We start from the raw sequence: 25909 nt of genomic DNA, 5'->3' as shown, positions 1-25909 counted from the left end.
TATCTATTCAGGATAATGATTAACGCTCACCAAATGCCCGACTAACATTGGTGTAAATTGGTTTCCATAAATACTGGAAGACACTTTTTTCACCCGTTGTTATATCAACCTCGCCAGTCATCCCTGGTAATAAAGAAAAAGCGTCAGGGTTATCACGAAAATATGACTTTTCAATCGAGACCGTAACTTCGTAATAAATATCTCCTCTTTCATTTTTACTGGTCGTTGGCGATATTTTTTCAACCTCTCCCTTTAATGCACCAAAGCGACTGTAATCAAACGCATCCACTTTAATTCGTGCGGGTTGACCAATAGAAACAAAACCAATATCACGAGGAGATAAACGAGCTTTAAAGCTTGCTTTACCCTCTACTGGCACGATTTCAGCAATCGTACCACCAGGAGTAATAACTCCCCCATTTTGAGTTGATGGAATACTTTGAACCAACCCTTTTACTGGCGATTTAACTACGGTATCTAATACTTTTTCTTTACCAGAACGAATACGAGCTCTTAATCCACTTAAATCCGCTTCTGCTTTAGAGCGTTCAATATTGGCTTGAACTCTCGCTTCTGCCCCTATCTGTTTTAACTGAGCGCCCACGGTTTCCGCTTTACGCTTTAACACATTCTCTTGGCTCTTTGCTTGTTGGATCTCTTTTTCAATCGAAGCCAATTTTTGCTTCATTTCTAAAACTCTTAATTTAGATATATTCCCTGCTTTTTGACCCTTAATTAATATGTCTAATTCTTGTTTAGTCGCATTTAATTGACGTTGATAAACAGGTAACTCCGTTTGTAATCCTTCCAATTCCGCAGCGACTTGAGCTTGCTCTTTAATCACCGCACTTCGTTTTTGAAAAAATAACTCCTTCTCTGCGGCAAGTTGTTTTAACTGCTGTGAAACCTGTCGAGGGTAAAAATCAGCGTATTGTGAGAAATCAGGGTCACGAATTTCTACCAATGAATTTAAGCGTTCAATCGTTAATTCTAACGCCGCTCTTTGTGCATTCAATTCATCTAATGCGGTATTCTGAAATTTAGAGTCAAACTCAACTAATGTTTGACCTTTTTCAACCAACTCCCCTTCAGAAACCAAAATTGATTTAAGTCGCCCACCCGTTTCACTTTGAATAATTTGGCGCTCTCCTTCAGGAATAACTGCACCTTTAGCTTTAGCAATTTCATCCACTTTAGTGAATACCGACCATGCTATAAATAGAACTAAACAAACGGTAATAAAATAAGTACTCAATGACAATAAACGAGCCGTCACTTTTGATTCAACAACATCCACATTTTGCTTGTTCATAGAGAGGCCTCCATTGCTATCTCTGTCTTTGAATTATCCGGTAACGGTCCTGCGTATACGAGTGACCCTCCATCAAGAATAATCACTTGGTCTGCTAATTTAATTAATTCAGGATCATGTGATGAAAACACAATGGTCGATCTTCCTTTGCGTTGAGATAACCACTGTTGAAACAAGTCACGCGAAGCGGTATCCATGACCGGATTATCCAATAAATACAACGGGTATTCATGAATATACAGTTTTGCTTGCGACAATACTTTGGCTTCATACCCAGATAAAGCATGAGAAATACTCGCCACAATCGACTCATTCAATTGAGTATCTAAACCATGAGATAACGAATTAAACCATGCTTTCCCGCCAACCTGCTCAATCGCACCAATAATAAGATCATCAGCAAGGTTTCGATTATCACTAACAAACTCGCGAATAGTTAACAGTAAAAGCTCAGGCTTTGCCGAATAGTATCCCAACCACTGACGGTATATTTGAGGATCGTATTGCGATAAATTATGCCCATTAACCTTAATTACCCCACTCTGTGGTTGGTTTAACCCCGCAAGCAATTCTAGCAACGCCGTTTTTCCACTAGCCATTGGTCCAGTAATGACGACAACTTGCCCTGGTTCTATTTTCAATGAAATACCAGAGAGCGCAGGTTTCATTTGTTGAGGAAAACGCAGCGTAATTTGTTCTAACTCAATAGTCGGCTTCTCCGACGATAAAGAGTGATGCTGAAATGAAAAATCACCTTCTATTTTTTGACTAATTGACTGATTAATTTGCAACCTAGCTTGCTTTATTTGCGTAAAACGAGATCCACTATTCGCAAGCATTTGGGCTGGTCCTGTCACGCGAGAGATCAGCATCATGGTTGCAATCAATCCCCCTGCCGTCATCGCTTGATTAAAGATAAGACCAATACCAAGAGCGATTACCGCCAATGTACTAAGCAAACCTAACGCATAATAAATCGAGGTATACTTGGCTTGATGACTGCTGTGAAAAAAACTATTTTTGGCCGCTAATACATTGGCTTTTTCAAATCGTTTTATCCAAAACTCACTCATATTTGCACTACGTAAAAAAGCCAATTTACTGTTTAATTCAAATAATAAAGAATAACGATTCGTTCCAGATATCGTTGTTTGATGGGATGATCTCATCAATTTTTTTTGACTATGATGAGCTAACCCGTAATAGCAAAAAAGTGAAAAAACAGGCACAAGAACTAGCCATCCGCCTAAAAAACCAATCGCAATAATAAAAAGGAAAACAAAAGGAAGGTCAAACAATGCTCCTCCAAGAGGGCCTTGAAGCAATCCCTTAAAACTCTCTGCCGTCGTTAACCGTGACATTAATGCTGACGATGACACCGAACGGTTCACTAATAATGAAGAACTAAATATTCGGTATAGCACCTTTTCTGAGATTTCTCGGCTAATGCGGTTTGAGATGGTGGTTAACAATTGGCTTCGTATCACTTTTAATAACAGCATCATCGTAAATAACAATGCAGCCCCAATTGCAATACCGACAAGTTCATGGCCAGCATCCCCACCAATGACATGATCATAAATAGACATCGTAATAAAAGGGATGGCCAACGCAAACACATTAGCAAAAAAACTAATACACAGCAGCATCGGTAATAATGATTTAAATTTATCTATCCGTTCGCCAACCCAATCGGTGGAATTTCTCTCTCTAGGTTGTTCATGAATAAGAACGACAACAGATGAGATAGCGTGACGAGGTAATGAGTTACTTTCAAATTCTCCTTGTTGGTAGATTTGAAAGTCATTTAATAAAAATCGACAAACTTCAATGTCATCATCCGTAATATACAATGCCGCTAAATGCGATTTTGAAGCGAGTTTTTTAGTATAAGGGTGCACTGTATATGCAATACCTAACCTGTCCAATAATGTAAAAACATCATCCATACTTTCAAGTCGATTTGATGCGATCCATTCTTGGCTAAAAGCATGAACATTGGTATTTACATCCATCGCCATCAATAAATTAATGACCTGCGATTGATAATTCTTATCCATTAACCTTCTCCTTGTAATGGTATAAGCTCTGCTTGCGTTTTCGATAGCTCAACCAAGAGCGGATGGTCAGTATTTAAAATAATGGTCTTTCCATTACTTGATAAAATTGAAAGAACTTTTGCTAATCGAGTTACTGATTCAATATCTAATGCAATCTCTGGTTTATCTAAAAATAACAGCGGCACCGGCTTTGCTAATTGACAGACTAAGGATACCAATTTCACACCGCCTTGACTTAACTGCTCACCTAGCTGAAAACCAACTTTGGTTTCTAAACCGTTAGGTAATTCAGAAATAACATTATCCAAACCCAGCGCCTTAATTAATGGCAATACCTCTTTTACCTGATTAACGTTAAACCCCGTCAGGTTATCTAAGAGTGATCCAGAAATAAGTATCGGACGGCTTGTCACAAACGCCGTTTGATTTCTATAGTCATAATAATCACTAGTGGATACTTGATTATTCCAAAGCAATTCCCCCTCTGTTTTAGCTTCTAACCCAGATAAATTACTCATTAATTGACTACACAGATCAGTATCGCCTCCATAGAAAGTAACAATGTCGCCTTTATTTACAGAAAGACTTAATTGGTGACAAAAACCAAAACGTTCAATGTGATAATTTTTGGCTGTTAAAGATTCAAATGCAGGAAGTTTTTCCGATGTTACCGTTTCTTTTGAGCTTATATTCTTAAATAAATCTTTTACTGAATTATTAGCCACTTGAAACGAGCTGTATTTCAAACGTAACCCCACTAATGCACTCATTGGGGCAACCGCTCGACCAGATAAAATAGAACACGCGGCTAAGCCTCCCGTGGTTAGTTCACCAGATAATACCGACAAACTACCAATAATAACCATAACAACAGAGGTTCCCAGCGCGGCAATTTGAATACATTCTTGTGCGATAGCTGTATTACGCTCTGATTCTGCAACAGATAGCCATCTGCTTTGGTTTAGTTCCTTAAAGTATTGAAACGTGCGCGATTCTGCTGCTTGTTTTTTTACCCCTTCAAGCATGGTAAAAACAATAACTAAAAAATTCATCCGACTGATTTCACTTCCTGCTGCAGTCTTAGCATGCTGATATGATTTATTCGAAAACAAACAAACAAACACCGCCGCAATAATCCAAACAATAATCGGAATAAGAACAAGCTCCCCTCCCACATAAGCAACTAATGAAAGGAAAATAAGCACAAAGGGCACATCAATGAGCCCACTCAACAAACCACCAGAATAGAACTCTTTAATTGAAGAGATCCCTTTCAGCCCCTCTTGAAGATGGCCAGGCTTTAAACTCAATAATTGTTTAGCAGGCAGTTCAGTCAGTTGATGTAAAATATAAGAATACATCTTCGTTTCGGTATTTATTGAGGCGGCGGCTAGTATCCAAGAACGAACAAAACGAAGAAAAGCATCGATTAAAATAGCAATACTAGCACCACTAAGAAGCAGTACCGCAGTACCATAACTTTGATTTGGTAAGATTCGATCGTAAATTTGTAGTACAACGAGAGGGATTGATAACGATAAGATATTAATAAGCAACGATGAAGGTAAAACCCGCAGCATTGTTCTTTTTTGATTGGAGCGGTAAGAAGACAACAAATCCATTTATAGTCACCTAATAATAATTATGCATAGATCAAGTCTTGGACAAGAATCATTAATTATCAAGTAAATAATTGGTTTTATTGTTTTTATGCACTAGATTAAAGGTTAGATATCACATATTTTCACGAGGGTGCAATGAAACGGATTTCATTAAAAACGTACTTATTCATTATTTTTGCGACTATTTTCATCCTGTTTTCAGCACATTTATATACAAATATAAAAGGCGCTGTCACAAAGCTATCAAGTGAACATATCGCTGATGTTGCCGAGCTTCACCAGCAAATCATCAGTAATAATGTAAACTTCACCATATACCAAATAGACGCATTAGCAGAAGAAATCTCTGATATAAGCTCATTGGATATTAATAATATCCCACCATCACTAATCAACTTTATGTCTTCTGCTTTTTCTCACTCTCCTGCATTAACTAATGTATATATCTATGACATTGAAAATAATGGTATTAATTTAAAAAACATTAACGGAACCATCGAAGCAGAATATGCAACTAGATTATCATTGGAGGAGATGTGGAAAACAAATAAAACATATACCTTTAATAATGAATATCTATATTTAAGTCGCTCTAAAAATACGAATCTCAAAATTATTTTACAAATTTCAACCGCCATTTTTTTTGAAACCACAGACCACGAACTTGTAAATAAAAGAAATGTCGGATTTTATCTTTATGATTACCAGTTAAAAGAAATAATTTACTCTGACCATGTCCCTACGCCTTTATCTTATTCGCAACTGCAAGGTGTACTACATGATGAGCATGAGACCGTGTCTCTAGATGGCTCTACCTACACAGCTTTTGTCCACAAATTAAATCGTAGCTCTCTGTATTTTGTGTCTCTCATCCCTGAAAGTGTTATTAATCATAACTTTAATACTATATCTAATGATTTGTTTTTGAATGTCATCGCCTACATATTTCTCGCGATATTGATTATATTTCTATCCTCTTCTTACATATCAAATCGATTAGTTACACTGCTTAAAAACGCGCAAAAAATAAATCACTTCCAATTTAATCAACAGAAAAAGCAAGATTCAATTGTTAAAGAAATTCATAACCTCAGCAGCACGCTTGAAACGATGGATCAAACTATTGATGATATTTTAAAAATGGTTTTTATCATTGCAAAAAGCGGTAATTTATTTCAATTAGGTGCGATTGTTGATAAAAAAATCCATAAGATTACGACAGGACACAGTTATCTTTATATCACTGATAACGAAAATACATTAAGCAGTATCGAAGGTAAGAAAAAGATCCCTATCAAGAATGAAGACCAATCTTATTACTGTGAAGCCTCTGTACATTACTTCAATTTACATAATGATAAGAAAAAGCTCATTGGCTGCCTAGTCATTGAAGTTCCACTTAATCATACTGTCCCTAAATACCGACTATTATTTATTGAACGTTTAGTGCAAATAATCGCAGTATCCATTGATAAAAATAAACTTCTAGAACAGCAAAAAGCCCTTTTACTTTCTTTTACTAAATCGATTGCCTCCGCCATTGATGCAAAATCTCCTCATACCGCAGGCCATTGTCAGCGAGTACCAGAATTGACCTTAATGTTAGCAAAAGCCGCGCAAGAAAATCAAAATCAATGGAGTGCATTTTCATTGAATGATGAGGAATGGGAAGAACTATACCTTGCTTCTTGGTTGCACGATTGCGGTAAGCTAACCACCGCTGATCACGTAATTGATAAAGCAACAAAACTGGATATGTTTAGTAACCGTATTCACGAAATTCGTACTCGCTATGAAATTCTAAAACGAGACGCTGAACTGGCTTACTTACATGACCTACTTAAAAATAGACAAAACACGCCAGAATTAGAAAATCATTACCATAATACGATTAAAGATCTGGATGAAGAGTTCACGTTTATTGCTCAATCTAACCTCGGCGCTGAATTTTTTAGTGACGACAATATTGAACGTCTAAATAAAATAGCGAAAAGAACCTTTATTCGCACCTTGGATAAACAACTTGGATTATCATGGGAAGAAAAACAGCGCTTGTCTGATGCAGACAAAATCACTCCGGCTATTGAATCCATTTTGCAAGATAGCACGAGTCATCTCATTCCTTGGGAGCAAAACCGAAAGGCGGATGAACAGTTTAATCTTAAACCTTACCAGAATAAATTTAATCACGGCGAGATATATAACCTCTCAGCTCAACGAGGAACCCTAACCAATGAAGAACGTTTTTTAATTAATGACCATATTATTCAAACGATTAATATGCTTAAAGAATTGCCTTATCCTGATCATCTTAAAAACATCCCTCAAATTGCAGGTGGGCACCATGAACAAATGTCAGGTAAAGGCTACCCTTATGCTATTCCTGCATCTCAATTACCGGTAACCGCAAGGATGATGGCTATTGCTGATATTTTTGAAGCACTGACTGCCAGTGATCGCCCTTATAAAACGCCAAAAACACTGTCTGAATCATTGAAAATCTTGGCTTTCATGGCAAAAAATCAGCATATAGATAAAGAGATATTCCAACTATTTTTAGAAGATAAAGTTTACCTTGAGTACGCCAACAGATTTTTAAAACCAGAGCAAATTGATGAGATTGATGTGCCTGCTTATCTCACTCTTGCAAATTCATAAACAAAAACCGCCATTTTAAACAAATAAAATGGCGGTTTTATTTTTACGGTATCGTACGTTTATTTTTCTTTAAAGCGCAATAGACGCAGTGCATTCAAGGTAACAAGTGCTGTTGCACCACTGTCAGCAAGAACTGCAACCCATAAGCCGGTAATACCAAACAAGCTTGTCACTAAGAATATGGATTTTAATCCTAGCGCTAGCGTAATGTTCTGGCGAATATTACTTAGCGTTGCTTTTGATAGCGCCACCATTGGTGCAAGTTCTTCTAAACGGTTATGGGTTAATGCCGCATCTGCAGTTTCAAGAGCAACATCGGTTCCTCCACCCATCGCAATACCAATAGAAGCGGTCTTCATTGCTGGCGCATCATTAATACCATCACCGACCATTGCCGTTTTTGCCTGCGCAGTTAACTGCTCAACGTATTTCACTTTGTCTGATGGCAATAAACCCGCTTTATAGTCAATATTCAGCTCTTCAGCAATCGCTTTTGCTGCGCGTTCGTTATCGCCAGTAAGCATGATTGGTTTTATACCTAATTTAACTAACTTCTCAATGGCTATTTTTGCATCTGGACGCAGTTCATCACGCCACGCAAGTAACCCTGAGATCTGCTCATTAATAAGGACTAATACAACCGTTTTACCCTGCTGCTCTAGAAAGGCAATTTGGCTCTCAATTTCAAGGATAACCTCACCATCAAACTGCTGCGGTGCATACAATTCAATACGTTGGTTATTAACGATACCCTTAATACCTTTGCCGACCACTGTTTCACGGTCATCGGCTTCAATAACGGTTAATCCTTGTTCTTGCGCTTTTATTACTACGGCTCTTGCTAAAGGATGCGATGAACCCATTTCAACCGCGGCTGATTGCAATAAAATACTTTCTTCGGTTTCAGCTTCCACTAAAACACGAATATCAGTTAATACTGGCTTACCTTGGGTTAGCGTCCCCGTCTTATCAAATGCGATGTTTTGAATATGACCAAGCTCTTCTAATGCAGCGCCCCCTTTAATCAAAGCTCCGCGTTTTGCCGCTGTAGCTAAACCAGAAGTAATCGCTGCTGGTGTTGATATCACTAACGCACAAGGACAAGCGATCAGTAGCATAGCTAAACCACGGTAAATCCACGTGTCCCATGATTGACCAAACATCAATGGTGGAATAATGATAACCAGTAATGACATCAACATCATTGCTGGTGTGTACCAACGGCTGAATTTATCAAGAAAACGCTCTAACGGTGCTTTACGGGATTCCGCTTCTTCAATCAAATGTAAGATACGATCAATCGCGTTTTCACCTTGAGCTGACGTTATCTCGATTTCAATCACACGGTCATTAACAATCGACCCTGCCATTAATACATCACCTGTCTTTTTATCAACAGGAACAGACTCTCCCGTTAAGGCGCTTTCATCAAAAGAAGCAAACTCTGACGCTAATATTGCATCGGCAGCTAAACGATCACCAGGAGAAACTTGAACTCTGTCTCCTACTTTCAGATCGGAAGCCGAAACCTCTTCTTTAGTGCCATCTTTATTGATGCGTAGTGCTGTATCTGGCACTAAGTCCATTAACGCTTTCACGCCACTACGAGCTTTCGCTGACGCATAGCCTTCTAATTGTTCACCTAACATAAACAATAAGATAACCATGACGGCTTCAACCGTTTCACCTAAATACACAGCACCAATAGCGGCAACTGTCATTAACGTTTCTATCGAAAATGGAGAGCCATTGATAGCTAAACGAATCGCTTTTTTACCAATTGGAATAAGGCCAAATAAACCAGCAACCGTAAATGCAATGGTCCCGAGTTCTTTGTTAACTAAATTAATACCTGTCGCAATGACTAAAAAGGCAACAAGGATGATCAATAAAATATTTTTACGCCAAAATGGTTGTGCATCACTTTCTGATGCGTTTTTTGACCCCATATCAGATAATGGAAAACCCGTGGTTTTCGCGACACTAATCACTCGCTCAAACGCCGCTTCGTTATTGGCTCTTACCGTCAGTTTCTCTGTTGCAAAGATAACGTTAGCGTCCGTCACTTCTGGAATGGCAATAATCGCTTTTTTTAATTTAGCAGCACAACTTGGGCAATCCATGTCAGCAATCAGCCAACTGCGAGAAAAAGTACTTGTTGCTGGAATGACAACTAAGGGGTCTGATTCTCCAGGATCACTACCACAGCACGAGTCCGCATCTGTTGCTTTATCAAAGCTGCTACAGCAATCAGCAACCGCGCTTTCTGCCTTTATCGCTGTAATTTTTGGTGCAGCACAGCATGAGCTTGATGGATTATGCTTATGATCTTGGCTATGGGTGGTTTTATGGGCTGTACACATGAGAATATCCTTTCGTTAGGTAATTTGTTTATCTACTTTAACTATAGACCTTAGAGTTAACTCCAAGGTCAAGAACTAAATTATGCAGACGTAAAAAAGGCACCGAAGTGCCTTTTTAAAAGGAAGATAATCAAACCGCTTAAACAGGATGTTTAAAGCAATGACCAATTGATTCACTGATAGCCTGAAGAACATTACGTCGAGTAATAATGCCGACCAATTTACCACCATCCACAACAGGGTAAATTTTAGGCTTATCCGCTGTCATACTTTGTGCAAGCTCGATAATATTATCTTCTGGCGTTACCGTTAAGACATCTTGTCTCATTACATCACCTACTACGTGCGTATCTTGGCAATGGTAACTCACACCAAGCAGTGACTTTATTAAATCTTGTTCTGAAATAAACCCAATCACTTCTCTTTGTTCATTAACAACTGGGCCGCCAATATGTTGTGAAGTAATAAATTGGTCTAACGCTGCTGATAATGACATATCCGCTGTCAAAGAAAGTGGGCGTGCGCTCATGTATTGTTTTACTTTTTTATTTTCCATCATGTATACCCCTAGCAATCGCTATCTTTTATTTTGATAACTTAAGTGTGGACTATTTTTAGAAAAAAGCTAAATCACTCTTTCCTATCTCTGTGATGGATAAAACCTATTAAGAAAAAAAACAGATAAAATCATGAGCTACCTAACAATACATCAATGAGTATTTTCTTATTTTGCTCTACAGATGACATTACATTTTCGTAACCTGCGGTGTTATTCGTTTTTTCCATTCGACGTATTACAACTAAACATTGTTTAATATTTTCTGGGTCTTTCATCAAGTTCTTCCCTCTTAATGTTAGCGTTAATAGCATGTAATTAAGATCAGAAGAATATGGGTACGTTTGACCGATTTTTATCAATTGTAGATTATTTTCATCAGCAGACTTTTGAGCTCTTAACCATTGGTATACTTTATTCAACTTTTGAAAATGGGCCATCGATTGCTGCAATAACTGAGGGGCCGTTTTTTTAAGCCCAGCTTGATCAAACATTTTATACAGTGTGACACACAACTTTATTTCGCCCGCCATTGCTAGCACACCAAAAGTGGCAACACGAAATTCATCAGAAGCGACTTTACGCTCAGATAGAAAACGGTAATAGCACGTTGCAGCAATTGCTTTTGCTTTATAACGCTTTCCTTGTTTAAATAATTGACGAGCGATAAAAATATTAATATATCCCTGTAGCTCATCACGTTTATCCATTGATATACGTTTTTTCAAGGTCATGACCAATTGACCAAAAAAACGTCGATATTGCTCTTTATTAAACGTAACTTTTGATTTGTAAACAATATCCGCAATATCAATAACCATTTTATTTAATGTTATTGAATTAATACCAATATGATAAAAGCGCTTCATCACCATATTATGCAGTAAAGCTGATTTATTATTTTCAACAATAAACGTTAAGTATGCATAAAAAACATCATCATTTTTTGGGTTGTTCTCATACGCACTTGCTAACGATGATTGGACTTTATTTGGTTGTTTTGCTTCTGCATAAATATCCGCTAACATAAAATTTGCTTGGAATAAGTATTTCTTTGAACGCAGCAGTAATTCAAGAACAGGAATTGCTTTAGGTTTTTCTACAATTTGACAATATGCCATCAAATTTTGAGGCATAATTTCACTTTTATCGTGTCGTTGATATACTTTTTTGAACGTTACAAAATCGTTAGCCTTATATAACTCTTCTAAAGTCATATTAAGTAGCATTCTATTTTTATACGTACCTGGATAGGTTTGAGCACGTTTGATAAATGCAGATTGAGAACCTTTTACTTCACCGATCAATTTTTCAATTAAAAGCGTAAGATTGAATGATTTTTTTATCAGTTCATTAATATAACCAAAGTTGATTGGGCTATTTACTATAAAATCAGGAAAAAGCTCTCTTGCATTGATATCATCAACTGGTGAATCATCGTTATCAATATCAACGATAAAAATAGGACGCTTTCCAAATTTAGCTTTTTCGCGTGCACAATTAACAATATCAGAAATCACTTCATGATCAGCATAGTGATACTCAATAAAATAATAATCATAAACAGAAAGATTTGATGCTTTCAGATTTACATTAAAACTATCCGCATTTTTAAATCCAGCTTTTTGAAAAAACTGACGGATCTGGGTACTACGCTCTCTCTTTTCAGTAAAAACTAAAACATTCATTTGTGGAATGCGTCTAATAAGTTCAGCGCTACTCATCTATATTATAACTCTAGTAAAAACAACAAACACAATATACTAACCCGTAAAGTAAATGCAGTATTAATTTAACAAACTAAAAACAATTTGTATTTATGTTACTACAGGTAAGTCGCGTTATTTTTACAAAAAGTAACGCGACATTAGATCATTATATATTAGTCAGTAGCGCTTGTAATGGATGTTTTAATTGCTTTCCTTCAAATCGCTTAACCTGACTACGGCATGAATAACCTGTTATCAAGGAACGCTCCATGTCCAAATTAGCTAAGTTTCCTTTCCAACTTAATTCATAAATCGCTTTTGATGATTCTAATTTATCTGCCTCATGGCCATACGTTCCAGCCATCCCACAACATCCAACAGGAACTGTCTTTAGTATCAGTCCAAAATGACGGAAAATTTCCCCCCATTCCTTTTCTGCATTTGGTAATTTAGTTTTTTCTGTACAATGGGCAAATAATTGCCAAGCTCTTTTATCAAATACCGTTGCCTTCGCAAACGATGATAGTTGAGGATAAAGCCATTCATGCACCGTCAATACGACAAAATCACCTCGTTTATCAGCCAATATCTCGTCATATTCATCTCGATAACAGAGAACTAAAGCAGGATCCACCCCAACCATTGGTATTTTTAATTCAGCAATTCGATTTAAAAACTCACTCGTTGTTTTTGCTGTCGACGAAAATTGCTTTAAAAATCCTTTAATATGTTGAGCTTTACCATTGGGCTTAAATGGCAATAATATTGGTGTTAAACCTAACCGTTGGATCAACTCAATAAAGTCACTCACGACTTCGGCATCATAATAACTAGTGAATGGATCTTGAACAATCAATACATGCTTCTTACGTTCATTTTCGGAAAGCGTAGTCATCTTTTCAAGATTAAACGTCGAAATTTCTTTATTTTTACACCGTTCTTTTAATGTTGGAACCGAAAGTAATGGCATATCGACATAACCTAACGTTTTCTTTGTTAGGGTTTGAGTCAAACCTTGTCTAAGCACGACATTAATTATACCAGGTGCTTTGGCCATGATAGGAAGCATAGTTTCAATATTAGCCACCATGTAATCTTTCATCGGGCGCTGATAACGACTGTGATAAATATTTAAAAATCGAGATCGGAAACTTGGTACATCTACTTTTATTGGGCATTGACTTGCACAGGCTTTACAAGCCAAACATCCCATCATTGCGTCATGCACTTCATGCGAATAATCATATTCCTTTTCTTTGTTTATACGATTACGAATTCGGTCAATGATTTGTTTTATTGATGGACGCTTGGTCAATAATTCTTGTTCTAACGCAACAGGGTCTACACCTTGTTCTGCTAATTGACGCAACCATTCTCGAACAAGACCCGCTCGCCCTTTTGGAGAGTGGCGACGATCTGCCGTTATTTTCATTGACGGACACATCGGAGAACTGGTTTCATAATTAAAACAAAGCCCATTCCCATTACATTCCATCGCTTGATTAAAGCTATCTCTTACTTCAATTGGAATTTGTCGGTCATAATATCCACGTTTTGTATCACTGACTTTAACAAGCTCATCACTGCTATCTAACGGCGTACAAATTTTACCTGGATTCATTTTATTATGAGGGTCAAATACGCCCTTTACTCTTCGTAATTCAAGGAATAATTCTTCCCCAAAAAATGCAGGCCCATATTCAGAACGGAAGCCTTTTCCATGCTCGCCCCACATCAAGCCACCATACTTTGAAACTAAAGCCACGACTTGATCTGAAATAGTGTGCATTAACAATTCTTGTTTAGGATCACACATATCTAAAGCTGGACGAACATGTAAAACACCAGCATCGACATGACCAAACATGCCATAATTTAATTGATGTGAATCTAGCAATTGTCTAAATTCTTGAATAAAGTCTGCTAAATTTTCAGGGGGTACACAAGTATCTTCAGCAAAGGCAACCGGTTTTGCAGACCCTTTTGTTGCCCCTAATAATCCCACGGCTTTTTTACGCATGGTATAAATACGACCAATACTTGCCACATCTTTAATGATTTGATAACCAATAATACCGGCCTGCTCAGCTTGCATTAAAGATTCCAGTTGCGTAATGAGATCCGTGACTTGTTGATCAACCAAGTCGAGATCTGTCCCTGCAAACTCAACCATATTTAAACCTAGCATTTCTTTGTTTGCTACGTCAGTAATCAAATCACTGACGCTATGCCAAACAATGTCTTGCTTTGCAAAATTCAACACTCTTGAGTCGATGGTTTCTACAGAGAGTGCATTTGCCTCTACCATAAATGGCGCATTTCTTAATGCGGCATCAAACGTGTCGTATTTAATATTAATTAACGTTCTGGCTTTTGGAATTGCAGTAATATTGACTTTGGCTTCAGTAAGAAAAGCTAATGACCCTTCAGAACCACATAATACTCTAGTGACATCAAACTGATCCGTCTCTGTATTTAATGCGTTCTTTAAATCATATCCGGTTAGAAACCGATTTAATGGTGGGAATTTTTCTTCAATTTTCACACGGTTTCTACGACAAACAGAAGCCGTAACATCTAAAATAGAACGCACAGATTCTGGCTGAAGCTCATATTGAAGACTGGTATCTAAACATGAACCATCCGCTAAGACAGCGGTAACCGCTAAAACATGATCAGACGTTTTACCGTATTTTAACGACCCTTGGCCTGAAGCATCTGTGTTTATCATCCCACCAATGGTTGCACGATTACTGGTAGACAAATCAGGAGAGAAGAAATAACCATGTGGGCGAAGTGCATCATTAAGCTGATCTTTAATTAGACCCGTTTGAACTCTAGCCCAACCTTGCTCAATATTGATTTCAAGCACTTGATTCATATAACGAGATAAATCAACAACAATGCCTTTAGTTAAAGATTGTCCATTGGTACCAGTGCCACCGCCTCGAGGTGAAAAGGTGACTGTTTTATATGTATCTTGATTTGCAAGTAACGCTAAACACTCTACGTCTTTCGTATTTTTCGGTAATAATACCGCTTGTGGCAATTGTTGATAAACACTGTTATCTGTTGCAACAGCTAGGCGACTTGAATAGGTCGTTTCTATATCACCACTAAATTCACTTTCTTTTAATTTATCTAGATAATCCACTACCGTTGGATCGATAGTCGATTGGAATGGTAATACTGGTAACATTGCTCCCTGCTCCTTTAATTGCTGATCCTCAGCATTATAATGTTGTTCTAGACACACTTTACAACATCTCGCATGGATAAAACATCTCGCCTATGCTATATCCGACAAATAATCACAATTTTATATCTTAATTAATAAATTGCTTATACCAATATAAAGATAAGCAGTTGAGAGTCTGTATCGTATTCTATGGCATATATTTTGCTAGGTTTTTATTTATATCACCATCGCACCTTATTTATTTAGAGAAAGTTATGAAACCAGCAATGAAAAAAAACAAAACAAAAATCATTACTACTGACGATATTCTATTAATACTATGCCGTTCGATGTCTGGCGTATTAAGTAAAGCGACACAAAGTTCAGTTAACTATTCTGCTATGGTACAAAAAATCACTAAAACGAGTTTAAAGCCAGATTTTGGTTGCTTTGTTCTTTTTGATGGCGGCTTCTCTGGCTTGGTGGTTACAAATTTCACTAAAGACGCAGCATTAGAGCTATACACCAAATACATGAGTAACATGGGGTTCCCTGAAGAAGAATTGGCAATTTTGCATACATCTGATGAAGTTGGTGATGTATTGGGTGAATTAATGAATCAAATTATTGGTGATTTTACAGGGCAAATCCGTAAAACATTACAAACCACAATTTCTCAAAACCAACCTAAGATGTTGGCTTTAAATAAACAAGTCATCCTTTCTGTTGATACCAATTTAGACCGCCCACAGGCACGTCGAGTCACTTTCACTACAGAAAAAAATAATATCTTCTACCTTGAGCTTGCTATGGATAAAACAGAATTCATTCAGCTTGAAGAATTTGAACAAGAAGAAGATTTTGATGCCGATGACCTATTTGAACAACATAAAACAAGTAACTCTCAAGCATCAGCGTTAAAAGAATCTTCATACCAAGACGCTGATGACTCGCTGTTTGATGAATTAGGTATTTAATATATCCAAGAGCTTTAATTTTCTTTCAAATAAAGAGAGAGACAGGTAAAATAGTTGCCCCGTAAAAAGTAAGGTAAATCTATGTCATCTGCAAAGCAAAAGGCTCTAAAAAAGATCGCTAAATGTCTTGAACTTGGTAATTCCGCTAATGTGAATGAAGCCGCTCAAGCCATTAGAATGGCGCATCGCCTTATGCTTAAGTATGGCCTTGAGAAAGATGATATTGAATTTATCAAGATGGGTAAAACACAAAGTTCTCATCTTCTTCCTGCTAATGTTGGCAGTAATATCTTAAAGATTATTCGTGGTATTAACACCCGTTTTGGTGTTGAGGCGGTATTGCTAAACCACAAAGGACTGAAAAAAACTGAATTTATTGGTTCAGCTGATCGCGCAATCTTTGCGGCATTTGCCTTTGATATTGTTTATCGTGAAATGAATGAACAAACAGGCCAATTTAAAAACAGCTTTTCAGGATCAGGAACTGGGCAACTTGAAGTCACTAAGCGTGTAAACTCATTTCTAGCCGGTTGGATAGAAGGCGCTCTTGAAAAACTGCCCGTAATAGCGCCTGATGATGAATCAGCCAATAAAATTAATGACTACATTGATAAAGAATTTAAAAATATTGACCGTGAAACTTTTAAACAACAATTAAGAGAAGCCATGGCCAATATTACTGCTGATTATGAAAAAGGGTTAAAGAAAGGTCGTACTCTTTCTGTAAATCGACCAGTAGCTGGGGCTCAAGCACCGAAGCGTTTAGGTTAACAATTCAGCAACAAATAATGTAAAGTCAGTCTCAGTTTGATTTAGATCAACTATAAAGCCACTATTGCACGATACATTAAATTTGTTATCAAAATGTATCAAGGAGCGATTTATGACTTTATTAAGAAACCCTAAATGCTATACCGACGTTTGTATTGATGGAAAGTGGTACCATTATGATCACTGCGGCACCACTGTTTATATGCTAAAAGGGGGATCTTCTGCTGAGTTTAACCTCAATTCAGAGCCTCTTACTGAAAGTGAATTGGTTGAACAAATTAAACAGGTCAGTGCTTTCTGAAACCTTTATTTAATTTCAATTTCGATTACGTCATGACAACAACGAATAACCTGTAATAAATACCCTTTTTTATTGTTATTTATTGCAGATTGATGGATGTCCATCAACATACTTCCAGAGCTAATATTTAATACAGCCGACTCACCTTCTGTTGCAGGAAACACCCCAACCTTCACACGTAAACTCGGACAATGTAATAAGTATTGTTCTTTTAAAAGAGAAATAACATCAATATCGTTATCCATTGTTGCGAGTGATGGAAATAATGCTTCAGGCAAATATTGATATTGAACCGCAACTTTTCTTCCTTCAATGATGATCAATCGGCTATACATAACAACATATGAAAAAGGAGGTAGGTTTAATGTGTCTGCCACCATTTTCGGCGCTAGTATACGCTTTGAATCAATAAGTTCTGTTTTATAGCTTCGATTGTATTTTTTACATACCTTCAAAATATCTAATTCTTGAGCAGGGTTAAAAATTAGCGCCTCTTGTGATACAAACCAACCTCGTCGTTCTTCCTTATAGACTTTTCCTGATAATGCTAGGTAATTTAGCGCCTCTCTTAATGTAATACGCGTTGTTGAGAAAGCGTCAGCAAGTACCCGCTCAGAGGGTAATTTATGTCCAGGTTCTAACATGCCATTTTCAATCTGCTCTGCAATCGCATTTTTTATGATCAAGTATTGCATTCACTTTCCTTAAAGTGTTTTTACATAAATATCATTAGATAGATAAGTTTGTAATTGAGCATTTGATACCAAGTGGCCTTTTTTAATTAATATGGTCACTCGAACCTGATCTTTTTCTGCTTGTTGCAAATACTCTGCAATTTCTTGTTCCGAATTAATTGAAATTCGCTCAGCATCACGACGGCATAATTCAACAAATTCAGAGGGACAATCATTAAAATATATCACCCATTCAGCTTGTTGCATTAGACGTAATGATTTTAATGTTAGCATCTCTGTATCTTGATTGTATTCAATCCAGTTACGTTCAGATCTCACACTAATGTCATTTGACAAATAACGAGTGAATAAGTGTTCTAATTCATTTCTTGTCGTAAGCGTTTCAATATCAGGAGAGCGTAAAAACATTTCCCAAAACTTTCTACGTTCATCAACAGTTGAAAAATATTTTTTCACCACATTTCTTTTATCTGCACCAAAGTCAGCTAACATCGCAATTTTAGTTGAAAGCTGCGTCTCTAATTGTTCTCGTATAATACGGATTAAAACGGGTGAAGATCCACCACTTGAAATCGCAACTTGAACACGACCACGATTAACCATTGATGGCGTAATAAAATCACAATACCCTGTATCATCAACAACATTCACTAAGATCCCTGCACCATGTGCATCTTTATATACTTGGTGATTTAACTCTGAGTTATCTGTTGTTGCCCATACTTGCACGTACTTATTATCAAGTAAACTATGATGATAGAAACCTTTATGGTACGTAATTTTCTCTTGTTCAACATAACGAGATAAGTACGGTTTTATCGAAGGTGCGATAACCGTAATATCAGCATCTGCTTGTAATAACATATCGATTTTACGACAAGCAACTTCCCCACCACCAACCACTAGAACTGGTCGCTTTTGAATATCCATAAAAATGGGAAAATATCTCATTACATCCTCACTGAGTCTTTTATTTAGTATCAACAATATACCTTGCTTCTATTCATTAAGGTAGTGGCGGTAAGCGTCAAAAATAAAATGTGACTTAACATATTCACAAAATATACAAATTAACAATTAATTAACAACTTTAAACGTCAGACCAGATCATTAACACTGCTATTTAAAAAAAAACTAGATTTTATCGCCAACCATACTGGATAAGTCAGATCTATTTACCTATATTTTATTTGTTAGCTAATTTCACAAATCATTAACTATTGTATATCGTTTAAATACAGCTGCTTATAAAAGTAGCAATTAAGTACCCTCTAATGGCTAACGCAACACATTAGATTGTGATACGCCAGTTCAATAATGGATTATAAGGAAGAACACAGATGAAATTTAAAACAAATGCTCTTTACGCTGCTCTTAGTGCCTCTGCACTGCTTATGTCTACACAAGCTGTCGCGGCTGAAGGTACTCTCAATAAAGTAATGAAGAATGGATATGTTCAATGTGGAGTAAGTACCGGCCTTCCCGGCTTCTCAAACCCTAACTCAAAAGGTGAATGGGAAGGTATTGATGTTGAATTCTGCCAAGCTGTTGCTGCCGCTGTATTAGGTGATAAATCTAAAGTTAAGTATGTTCCACTCACAGCAAAAGAGCGCTTTACTGCACTTCAATCAGGTGAGATTGATGTGCTATCACGTAATACAACGTGGACATTGCATCGTGATACTTCTCTTGGTCTAAATTTTGTTGGTGTAAATTACTACGATGGTCAAGGCTTTATGGTCAAAAAAGAGCTTGGCTTAACTAGCGCTAAAGAACTCGATGGTGCGTCTGTTTGTGTTCAATCAGGAACAACCACTGAATTGAACCTTGCTGATTACTTCCGTAATAATGATATGGAATATAAACCTGTCGTATTTGATACTGCTGCACAAACCTCTAAAGGATTTGATGCTGGTCGATGTGATGCGCTTACTACTGACCAATCTGGTCTTTATGCGCTTCGTTTAAACCTTAAAGATCCTAAAACAGCGCAGGTTCTACCAGAAATCATTTCAAAAGAACCATTGGGACCAGTAGTGCGTCAAGGTGATGACCAATGGTTTAATATCAATAAATGGGTGCTAAATGCAATGATAAATGCCGAAGAATATGGCATCAACTCTCAAAATGCAGACCAAATGCTGAAATCTAAAGATCCAAATATCAAACGTATTCTTGGTGTTGATGGACCAAAAGGCAAAGGCCTAGGTATTCGTGATGACTGGGGTTATCAAGTAGTGAAACAAGTAGGTAACTATGGCGAAAGCTTTGAGCGTACCGTAGGTAAAGGCTCACCACTGCAAATTTCTCGTGGTGTAAATGCACTTTGGAACGCAGGCGGCTTCATGTACGCAGCACCTATTCGTTAATTCTTATGGTAAATAGAGACAAATAATAAATAGAAACTAATACAATTTTATGGGGTGATTTTTCACCCCTTTTATAAATGGATTTAAGGTTGTAGTTGTATGTCATCTAAAAATAAAAACCTCTTTTATAATCCAACATTTCGTGCAATTTTATTTCAGGTGCTTGCCATTGCTGCACTTGTTTTTTTCTTTTACTCCATAGTTAATAATGCATTATCCAATTTAGAATCTCGCGGTATCGCTACTGGTCTTGCCTTTTTAGATCAAGAAGCAGGGTTTGGTATCGGCTTATCTTTAGTGGAATATGATGAAACGCATACTTATGGACGCACGTTTGTTGTTGGGCTTTTAAACACTGCTCTGGTCTCTGTTCTAGGGATATTATTCGCAACACTACTCGGATTTACAGTCGGTATTGCGCGCTTATCAAGTAATTGGTTAGTAAGCCGATGTGCTGCGGTATATATTGAAACGTTCCGAAATATCCCCCTTTTATTGCAAATTTTCTTTTGGTATTTCGCTGTTTTACAAGCACTTCCATCCCCTCGCCAAAGTTTAAGCTTAGGTGAAAGCGTATTCTTAAATGTTCGAGGGTTATTCTTCCCTGGTCCTATTTTTGAAGAAGGTTCGAACCTTATCGGTATGGCCGTTGTGCTTGCGATTGTCTTTATTATGTCCCTATCAAGATGGGCTAAAAACAAACAAACATTAACAGGACAACAAACACCAGTATTACGCTATTCGGTTTTACTGCTAGTCGGTTTACCGACCCTCGCCTATTTTATTTCTGGAATGCCTGTTTCTATCGATTATCCAGAACTGAAAGGATTTAACTTCCGTGGTGGTATTAGCATTATCCCTGAACTAGCTGCATTAGTTGTGGCATTAAGTGTTTACACCGCGTCATTCATTGCTGAGATTGTCCGTTCTGGTATTAATGCGGTTAGCCACGGTCAAACTGAAGCGGCAATGGCTTTAGGCTTACCTAAAAATAAAACCTTAAAGCTTGTTGTTATCCCACAAGCAATGCGAATTATCATTCCTCCTCTAACAAGCCAGTATTTAAACTTAACTAAAAACTCTTCATTAGCAATGGCCATTGGTTATCCAGATCTCGTTTCTGTTTTTGCAGGCACAACGCTCAACCAAACAGGGCAAGCTATTGAAATCATTACCATGACAATGGCGGTTTACCTAACCCTGAGTTTATTAACGTCATTTTTGATGAATATCTATAACAGTAAAGTCGCATTGGTTGAGAGGTAACTATGAGCATACATCAATTTCAGCCAGATCTTCCACCTCCAGCAAATACGGTAGGTGTAATAACGTGGCTTAAGAAAAATCTATTTAATGGGCCTTCAAACTCCCTTCTTACCATTATCATCGCTTATTTAGCCTTTAGTGGTTTATGGAATGCAGTCAGCTGGGCACTCATCAATGCCGATTGGATTGGAACAACACGAGATGCTTGCTCTAGCGAAGGGGCTTGCTGGGTAATGATCAATGTGCGTTGGGATCAATTCATGTATGGATTTTACCCGACGGAAGAGCTTTGGCGACCTCAGTTGTTTTATGGACTACTCGCAATCTTTGTTGCGTTACTCGCTTATGAACACACCCCTAAAAAAGTGGCTATTTGGTTAGTATTTGTAAATATCTTCCCATTTTTTGCGGCCTTTTTATTATATGGCGGCGTATTCGGGCTACCCATTGTCGATACTCACCTTTGGGGCGGTTTATTAATTACGTTGGTTATTGCTATTGTAGGTATTGTTGTTTCATTACCGATTGGGGTCGCGCTTGCGCTGGGCCGGCGTTCTGAAATGCCAATAATCCGCAGTATGTGTACCGTTTACATTGAAATTTGGCGTGGTGTTCCTCTTATCACTGTTCTTTTCATGGCTTCGGTTATGCTGCCACTGTTTTTATCTGAAGGAATGGAACTGGATAAACTCTTTAGAGCACTCATTGGTGTTGTTCTATTTAGTGCCGCATATATGGCCGAAGTAGTTCGTGGTGGCTTACAAGCGATACCAAAAGGTCAATACGAAGCGGCTGATGCCTTAGGGTTAGGTTATTGGAAGAAAATGCGCTTAATCATTCTTCCTCAAGCATTAAAGATTACCATTCCATCTATCGTAAATACCTTTATTGGTTTATTTAAAGACACCAGTCTTGTGCTTATTATTGGTATGTTTGATGTACTAGGTATTGGTCAAGCCGCCAATACTGACCCTGAATGGTTAGGGTTCTCTACGGAAAGTTATGTCTTTGTCGCTTTGGTTTTCTGGGTGTTCTGTTTCTCGATGTCGAGATACTCCATCTATTTAGAAAACAAACTTCATACAGGCCACAAGCGATAATTAACAGAATTCAAGGATGTAGTTATGACGACTCAACAAGAATATATGATCCAATTAGAAGACATGAACAAATGGTATGGTCAATTTCATGTACTTAAAAATATTAACTTACAAGTTAAAAAAGGCGAAAAAATAGTTATCTGTGGCCCATCAGGCTCAGGTAAATCTACCATGATCCGTTGTATTAACCGCTTAGAAGAGCACCAAAAAGGTCACATTTTTGTCTCTGGTACAGAGCTGACTGAAGATTTAAAAAACATTGAAGCGGTTCGTAGAGAGGTAGGAATGTGTTTTCAGCACTTTAATCTATTTCCTCACCTTACGGTTCTTGAGAATTGCACACTTGCCCTCATTTGGGTAAAAAAGATGCCTAAATCAGAAGCAGATGCATTGGGAATGAAATACCTTGAACGTGTAAAAATCCCTGACCAAGCGGATAAATACCCAGGCCAACTGTCTGGAGGTCAACAACAACGAGTAGCGATTGCTCGTTCATTATGTATGAACCCACAAGTAATGTTATTTGATGAACCGACTTCAGCTCTTGACCCAGAGATGGTACGAGAAGTGTTAGATGTAATGGTTGAGCTGACTGATGAAGGGATGACAATGTTGTGTGTAACTCACGAAATGGGGTTTGCCAAAGAAGTTGCTGACCGCGTCATATTTATGGATGCAGGGGAGATTATTGAAGAAAACAACCCTATCGATTTCTTTGAAAATCCACAATCTGATCGTACACAATTGTTTTTAAGCCAGATTTTACATCATTAAAGAAGAAAGGCTAAAACGACGACTGTAAAGTCAAATAGAACACATAAACAGCGATCTTAGGATCGCTGTTTGTTGTTACAGATACTTACAAACTTCATCACCTAAGTTAATACACTGGTGTAAAATGGTTTCTAGCTCAACTAATTCAGTTCAAAAAACAGAACTTCCTTGATTTTTTGAACTATAGGCACCATAACTGTCTATATATTTATGTCTGTCCATTCCAAGGGGAATACGATGAATAATCAAATGTTCGGCCAAACTCGTACACAAGAGTCAGCTCTACAAACGAATAAAGTATTACGTAATACTTATTTCTTACTGTCTATGACGCTACTATGGTCAGCGCTTGTTGCTGGCGTATCAATGGCTCTGAATCTACCTCGTCCGGGTATTATCATTATGCTTGTTGGTTTCTACGGGCTATTGTACTTAACAGAAAAGAACCGTAACAACAGCATGGGTCTTCTATTCACATTCCTATTTACTGGCTTCTTAGGTTACACCATTGGTCCAATTCTAAACATGTACATTGGTGCAGGTATGGGCGATGTGATCTTAACGGCTCTTGGTGGTACTGCGCTTTCATTTATGGCAGCATCCGCTTATGCACTAACAACGAAGCGTGATTTATCATTCCTTAACGGCGTGTTAATGGCTGGTTTTGTTGTTTTACTTATTGGTATGGTAGCGAACATCTTCCTACAAATGCCTTTATTACACCTTGCTATGAGCGGTATGTTTATTCTGTTCTCAACAGGTGCAATTCTATTGACTACACAATCGATTATTCGTGGTGGTGAAACAAGCTACATTTCTGCAACGATTACGTTGTATGTTTCTATCTACAATATCTTCATCAGCTTACTAAGTATTCTTGGTATCATGCGTGATGATTAATCGATAACTACTTCGATGATATAAAAAATGCCAGTCTTCACAGACTGGCATTTTTGTATCTATCGCTTTGACTATCTATCTACAATCATACTGCTAATTTATATACATCGCACATTCGTCATTGATATCTTCAGGCGGGAAATGGTTTTCTCTTACATAAAATTTATTTAACAAGCGAATGACTGAGTGTTTTTTAACGGGTTTTTCATCCATTAAACCATGCAATTTACGAGCGACATTTTGAATAGTTAATAGGTTTTCTAAAGGTAAACTTGCTTCTAAATCATTCTTTAAGCTGTGAGCGTCTTCATACCCGTTCGCAACAGCAAGGTAAGCCCAAATATAAGCCACTGCGTTATGAGAGGAGGATATTTTCTGATTATATTGTGCTGAACGAAATTGAGATTCAGGGCTTTTAAGTTCACCCCCACGCTCAGACCAATAAATCGCTTTATAAACATTCTTCTTTACGCCAATACCATGATAATAACAAGAACTAACCGTGACCATAGCTTTCGCATCATCTTGATAAGCGGCTCTTAGCATCCAATAAAAACCTTCCGGATGTCCATTTTGTAATTTTTGATACCAACGGGCAAGAAAAAGCTGTGCTTTAAGGTTATTTTTTAATGCTAAATTTGTAATAGTTTGAGTGCCAATATCAATATCTTTATCACACCCTATGCCTTCTAAATAAAACTTTCCTAAAGTAAGCGTTGCTTCCTGTTGCCCTTTTGAATCACCTAAACGGGCTGCCCAAAATTTAGACTTCTCACTTGAATTTGGATCATCATAATTATCATCGTAAAGCCTAACTAAAGCGTAAAAAGCTTGCTGGCTATTTTGCTCTGCCGCTTTAAGGTACCATTTTATCGCACCGTTTTGATCTACTAGTTCTAAATCTGCACCCAATGCCAGTTGAGCGGTTATATTGCCATTTTTAGCTCGTTCTATTTTATCTTTTCTATCGACGTCTTCATCAAAAGTGACGGGACTTGAAGAGGTCAGAGAGCGCGTTTTACGTTGTGCTGCTGCTCTTTTTTCCTGTTCGATCGATTGAAAGTGCAAAACAACGATAATTAAACAAATTACACTACCAAAAAATAAGAACCAATACATTGTAAGCTCATCGAAAAGGAATAAATTTCTATCTCTATTCTAATGATTTTTACCTTGAATTAGAATTAATACCTTTGTAAAACAATTTTATCTGTCTATTTTTTATAAAAAGACACTAAATAATGACTGCAATTTTCTTTTGTTCGCGATTCCTACCTTTGTTACTGGTTTTTTCAAAA

19 protein-coding genes are annotated in these 25909 nt (G+C 37.4%); 9 read left to right on the top strand and 10 right to left on the bottom strand.

Features of this window, described 5'->3' with window-relative positions; all coding sequences use genetic code 11:
* Positions 1-19: 19 nt before the first annotated feature.
* Genes A6E03_RS14320 through A6E03_RS14310 form a run of 3 tightly spaced genes read right to left on the bottom strand, consistent with a single transcriptional unit; the run spans position 20 to position 4994 of the window.
* Entirely contained in the window at positions 20-1312 is a 1293-nt protein-coding gene (locus A6E03_RS14320) for an HlyD family type I secretion periplasmic adaptor subunit (protein ID WP_065592507.1), read from the bottom strand.
* Positions 1309-3372, bottom strand: coding sequence for a peptidase domain-containing ABC transporter (locus tag A6E03_RS14315; RefSeq protein ID WP_065601120.1), 2064 nt, complete (start codon positions 3370-3372; stop codon positions 1309-1311). Before A6E03_RS14315 ends, A6E03_RS14320 begins: the two co-directional genes overlap by 4 nt.
* On the bottom strand, positions 3372-4994 hold the full coding sequence (locus tag A6E03_RS14310) for an ABC transporter transmembrane domain-containing protein (protein WP_065601119.1): 1623 nt from the start codon (positions 4992-4994) through the stop codon (positions 3372-3374). Before A6E03_RS14310 ends, A6E03_RS14315 begins: the two co-directional genes overlap by 1 nt.
* Before the next feature lie 135 nt (positions 4995-5129).
* Here A6E03_RS14310 and A6E03_RS14305 point away from each other — a divergent pair, with 135 nt between their 5' ends.
* Positions 5130-7652: an HD-GYP domain-containing protein gene (locus tag A6E03_RS14305; RefSeq protein ID WP_065601118.1), complete on the top strand. Its 2523-nt coding sequence runs from the start codon at positions 5130-5132 to the stop codon at positions 7650-7652.
* Positions 7653-7711: 59 nt separating this feature from the next.
* On the opposite strand, the gene A6E03_RS14300 is transcribed toward A6E03_RS14305, so the two are convergent.
* The 4 genes from A6E03_RS14300 to A6E03_RS14285 form a co-directional block, all read right to left on the bottom strand.
* A complete protein-coding gene (locus tag A6E03_RS14300; protein WP_065601117.1) occupies positions 7712-10015 on the bottom strand; it encodes a zinc/cadmium/mercury/lead-transporting ATPase in 2304 nt (767 codons plus the stop codon).
* Positions 10016-10154: 139 nt separating this feature from the next.
* On the bottom strand, positions 10155-10571 hold the full coding sequence (locus A6E03_RS14295; RefSeq protein ID WP_023603473.1) for a CBS domain-containing protein: 417 nt from the start codon (positions 10569-10571) through the stop codon (positions 10155-10157).
* Between the two features lie 131 nt (positions 10572-10702).
* The gene (locus A6E03_RS14290) at positions 10703-12295 is read right to left on the bottom strand and encodes a hypothetical protein (protein WP_065601116.1); all 1593 of its coding nucleotides are present in this window, start codon (positions 12293-12295) and stop codon (positions 10703-10705) included.
* Positions 12296-12446: 151 nt separating this feature from the next.
* Positions 12447-15479 (bottom strand): FAD-binding and (Fe-S)-binding domain-containing protein, encoded by a 3033-nt coding sequence (locus tag A6E03_RS14285; RefSeq protein WP_065601115.1) that lies wholly within the window; start codon positions 15477-15479, stop codon positions 12447-12449.
* 266 nt (positions 15480-15745) lie between these two features.
* Between A6E03_RS14285 and A6E03_RS14280 the strand changes: the two genes are divergently transcribed.
* The 3 genes from A6E03_RS14280 to A6E03_RS14270 all read left to right on the top strand — a co-directional run bounded on the left by A6E03_RS14280 (position 15746) and on the right by A6E03_RS14270 (position 17507).
* A complete protein-coding gene (locus A6E03_RS14280; protein ID WP_176703488.1) occupies positions 15746-16435 on the top strand; it encodes a DUF3334 family protein in 690 nt (229 codons plus the stop codon).
* A gap of 81 nt (positions 16436-16516) precedes the next feature.
* Positions 16517-17206: a DUF2786 domain-containing protein gene (locus A6E03_RS14275; RefSeq protein WP_065592499.1), complete on the top strand. Its 690-nt coding sequence runs from the start codon at positions 16517-16519 to the stop codon at positions 17204-17206.
* Positions 17207-17318: 112 nt separating this feature from the next.
* Complete coding sequence (locus tag A6E03_RS14270) at positions 17319-17507, top strand: hypothetical protein (RefSeq protein WP_065592498.1); 189 nt, start codon at positions 17319-17321, stop codon at positions 17505-17507.
* Positions 17508-17512: 5 nt separating this feature from the next.
* Here A6E03_RS14270 and A6E03_RS14265 read toward each other — a convergent pair whose 3' ends face one another.
* Both A6E03_RS14265 and A6E03_RS14260 read right to left on the bottom strand, forming a co-directional pair.
* Positions 17513-18202, bottom strand: a complete 690-nt coding sequence (locus A6E03_RS14265) for a UTRA domain-containing protein (RefSeq protein ID WP_065601114.1) — start codon at positions 18200-18202, stop codon at positions 17513-17515.
* Between the two features lie 9 nt (positions 18203-18211).
* The gene (locus tag A6E03_RS14260) at positions 18212-19153 is read right to left on the bottom strand and encodes a bifunctional precorrin-2 dehydrogenase/sirohydrochlorin ferrochelatase (RefSeq protein WP_065592496.1); all 942 of its coding nucleotides are present in this window, start codon (positions 19151-19153) and stop codon (positions 18212-18214) included.
* Positions 19154-19542: 389 nt separating this feature from the next.
* Here A6E03_RS14260 and A6E03_RS14255 point away from each other — a divergent pair, with 389 nt between their 5' ends.
* The 5 genes from A6E03_RS14255 to A6E03_RS14235 all read left to right on the top strand — a co-directional run bounded on the left by A6E03_RS14255 (position 19543) and on the right by A6E03_RS14235 (position 24611).
* A complete protein-coding gene (locus tag A6E03_RS14255; RefSeq protein WP_065601113.1) occupies positions 19543-20571 on the top strand; it encodes an amino acid ABC transporter substrate-binding protein in 1029 nt (342 codons plus the stop codon).
* A gap of 99 nt (positions 20572-20670) precedes the next feature.
* Positions 20671-21837, top strand: a complete 1167-nt coding sequence (locus A6E03_RS14250) for an amino acid ABC transporter permease (RefSeq protein WP_065601112.1) — start codon at positions 20671-20673, stop codon at positions 21835-21837.
* 2 nt (positions 21838-21839) lie between these two features.
* Entirely contained in the window at positions 21840-22937 is a 1098-nt protein-coding gene (locus A6E03_RS14245; RefSeq protein ID WP_065601111.1) for an amino acid ABC transporter permease, read from the top strand.
* Between the two features lie 24 nt (positions 22938-22961).
* Positions 22962-23711 (top strand): amino acid ABC transporter ATP-binding protein, encoded by a 750-nt coding sequence (locus tag A6E03_RS14240; protein ID WP_065601110.1) that lies wholly within the window; start codon positions 22962-22964, stop codon positions 23709-23711.
* A 237-nt stretch (positions 23712-23948) separates the two neighbouring features.
* Positions 23949-24611 (top strand): Bax inhibitor-1 family protein, encoded by a 663-nt coding sequence (locus tag A6E03_RS14235; RefSeq protein ID WP_065592491.1) that lies wholly within the window; start codon positions 23949-23951, stop codon positions 24609-24611.
* 93 nt (positions 24612-24704) lie between these two features.
* On the opposite strand, the gene A6E03_RS14230 is transcribed toward A6E03_RS14235, so the two are convergent.
* Complete coding sequence (locus tag A6E03_RS14230) at positions 24705-25730, bottom strand: tetratricopeptide repeat protein (protein WP_065601109.1); 1026 nt, start codon at positions 25728-25730, stop codon at positions 24705-24707.
* Positions 25731-25909 lie beyond the last annotated feature (179 nt).

Origin of the sequence: Aliivibrio sp. 1S128 (genome assembly GCF_001691065.1) — a bacterium.
GTDB lineage: Bacteria > Pseudomonadota > Gammaproteobacteria > Enterobacterales > Vibrionaceae > Aliivibrio.
This window is presented reverse-complemented; position numbering and strand designations above follow the sequence as displayed.

Excerpts from the sequence above, each read along its gene's own strand:
- A6E03_RS14300 (WP_065601117.1), bottom strand. The coding sequence starts at position 10,015 with ATGTGTACAGCCCATAAAACCACCCATAGCCAAGATCATAAGCATAAT.
- A6E03_RS14260 (WP_065592496.1), bottom strand. The coding sequence starts at position 19,153 with ATGAGATATTTTCCCATTTTTATGGATATTCAAAAGCGACCAGTTCTA.
- A6E03_RS14285 (WP_065601115.1), bottom strand. The coding sequence starts at position 15,479 with ATGTTACCAGTATTACCATTCCAATCGACTATCGATCCAACGGTAGTG.
- A6E03_RS14310 (WP_065601119.1), bottom strand. The coding sequence starts at position 4,994 with ATGGATTTGTTGTCTTCTTACCGCTCCAATCAAAAAAGAACAATGCTG.
- A6E03_RS14295 (WP_023603473.1), bottom strand. The coding sequence starts at position 10,571 with ATGGAAAATAAAAAAGTAAAACAATACATGAGCGCACGCCCACTTTCT.
- A6E03_RS14240 (WP_065601110.1), top strand. The coding sequence starts at position 22,962 with ATGACGACTCAACAAGAATATATGATCCAATTAGAAGACATGAACAAA.
- A6E03_RS14235 (WP_065592491.1), top strand. The coding sequence starts at position 23,949 with ATGAATAATCAAATGTTCGGCCAAACTCGTACACAAGAGTCAGCTCTA.
- A6E03_RS14270 (WP_065592498.1), top strand. The coding sequence starts at position 17,319 with ATGACTTTATTAAGAAACCCTAAATGCTATACCGACGTTTGTATTGAT.
- A6E03_RS14230 (WP_065601109.1), bottom strand. The coding sequence starts at position 25,730 with ATGTATTGGTTCTTATTTTTTGGTAGTGTAATTTGTTTAATTATCGTT.
- A6E03_RS14275 (WP_065592499.1), top strand. The coding sequence starts at position 16,517 with ATGTCATCTGCAAAGCAAAAGGCTCTAAAAAAGATCGCTAAATGTCTT.
- A6E03_RS14250 (WP_065601112.1), top strand. The coding sequence starts at position 20,671 with ATGTCATCTAAAAATAAAAACCTCTTTTATAATCCAACATTTCGTGCA.
- A6E03_RS14315 (WP_065601120.1), bottom strand. The coding sequence starts at position 3,372 with ATGGATAAGAATTATCAATCGCAGGTCATTAATTTATTGATGGCGATG.
- A6E03_RS14255 (WP_065601113.1), top strand. The coding sequence starts at position 19,543 with ATGAAATTTAAAACAAATGCTCTTTACGCTGCTCTTAGTGCCTCTGCA.
- A6E03_RS14280 (WP_176703488.1), top strand. The coding sequence starts at position 15,746 with ATGAAAAAAAACAAAACAAAAATCATTACTACTGACGATATTCTATTA.
- A6E03_RS14320 (WP_065592507.1), bottom strand. The coding sequence starts at position 1,312 with ATGAACAAGCAAAATGTGGATGTTGTTGAATCAAAAGTGACGGCTCGT.
- A6E03_RS14290 (WP_065601116.1), bottom strand. The coding sequence starts at position 12,295 with ATGAGTAGCGCTGAACTTATTAGACGCATTCCACAAATGAATGTTTTA.
- A6E03_RS14265 (WP_065601114.1), bottom strand. The coding sequence starts at position 18,202 with ATGCAATACTTGATCATAAAAAATGCGATTGCAGAGCAGATTGAAAAT.
- A6E03_RS14245 (WP_065601111.1), top strand. The coding sequence starts at position 21,840 with ATGAGCATACATCAATTTCAGCCAGATCTTCCACCTCCAGCAAATACG.
- A6E03_RS14305 (WP_065601118.1), top strand. The coding sequence starts at position 5,130 with ATGAAACGGATTTCATTAAAAACGTACTTATTCATTATTTTTGCGACT.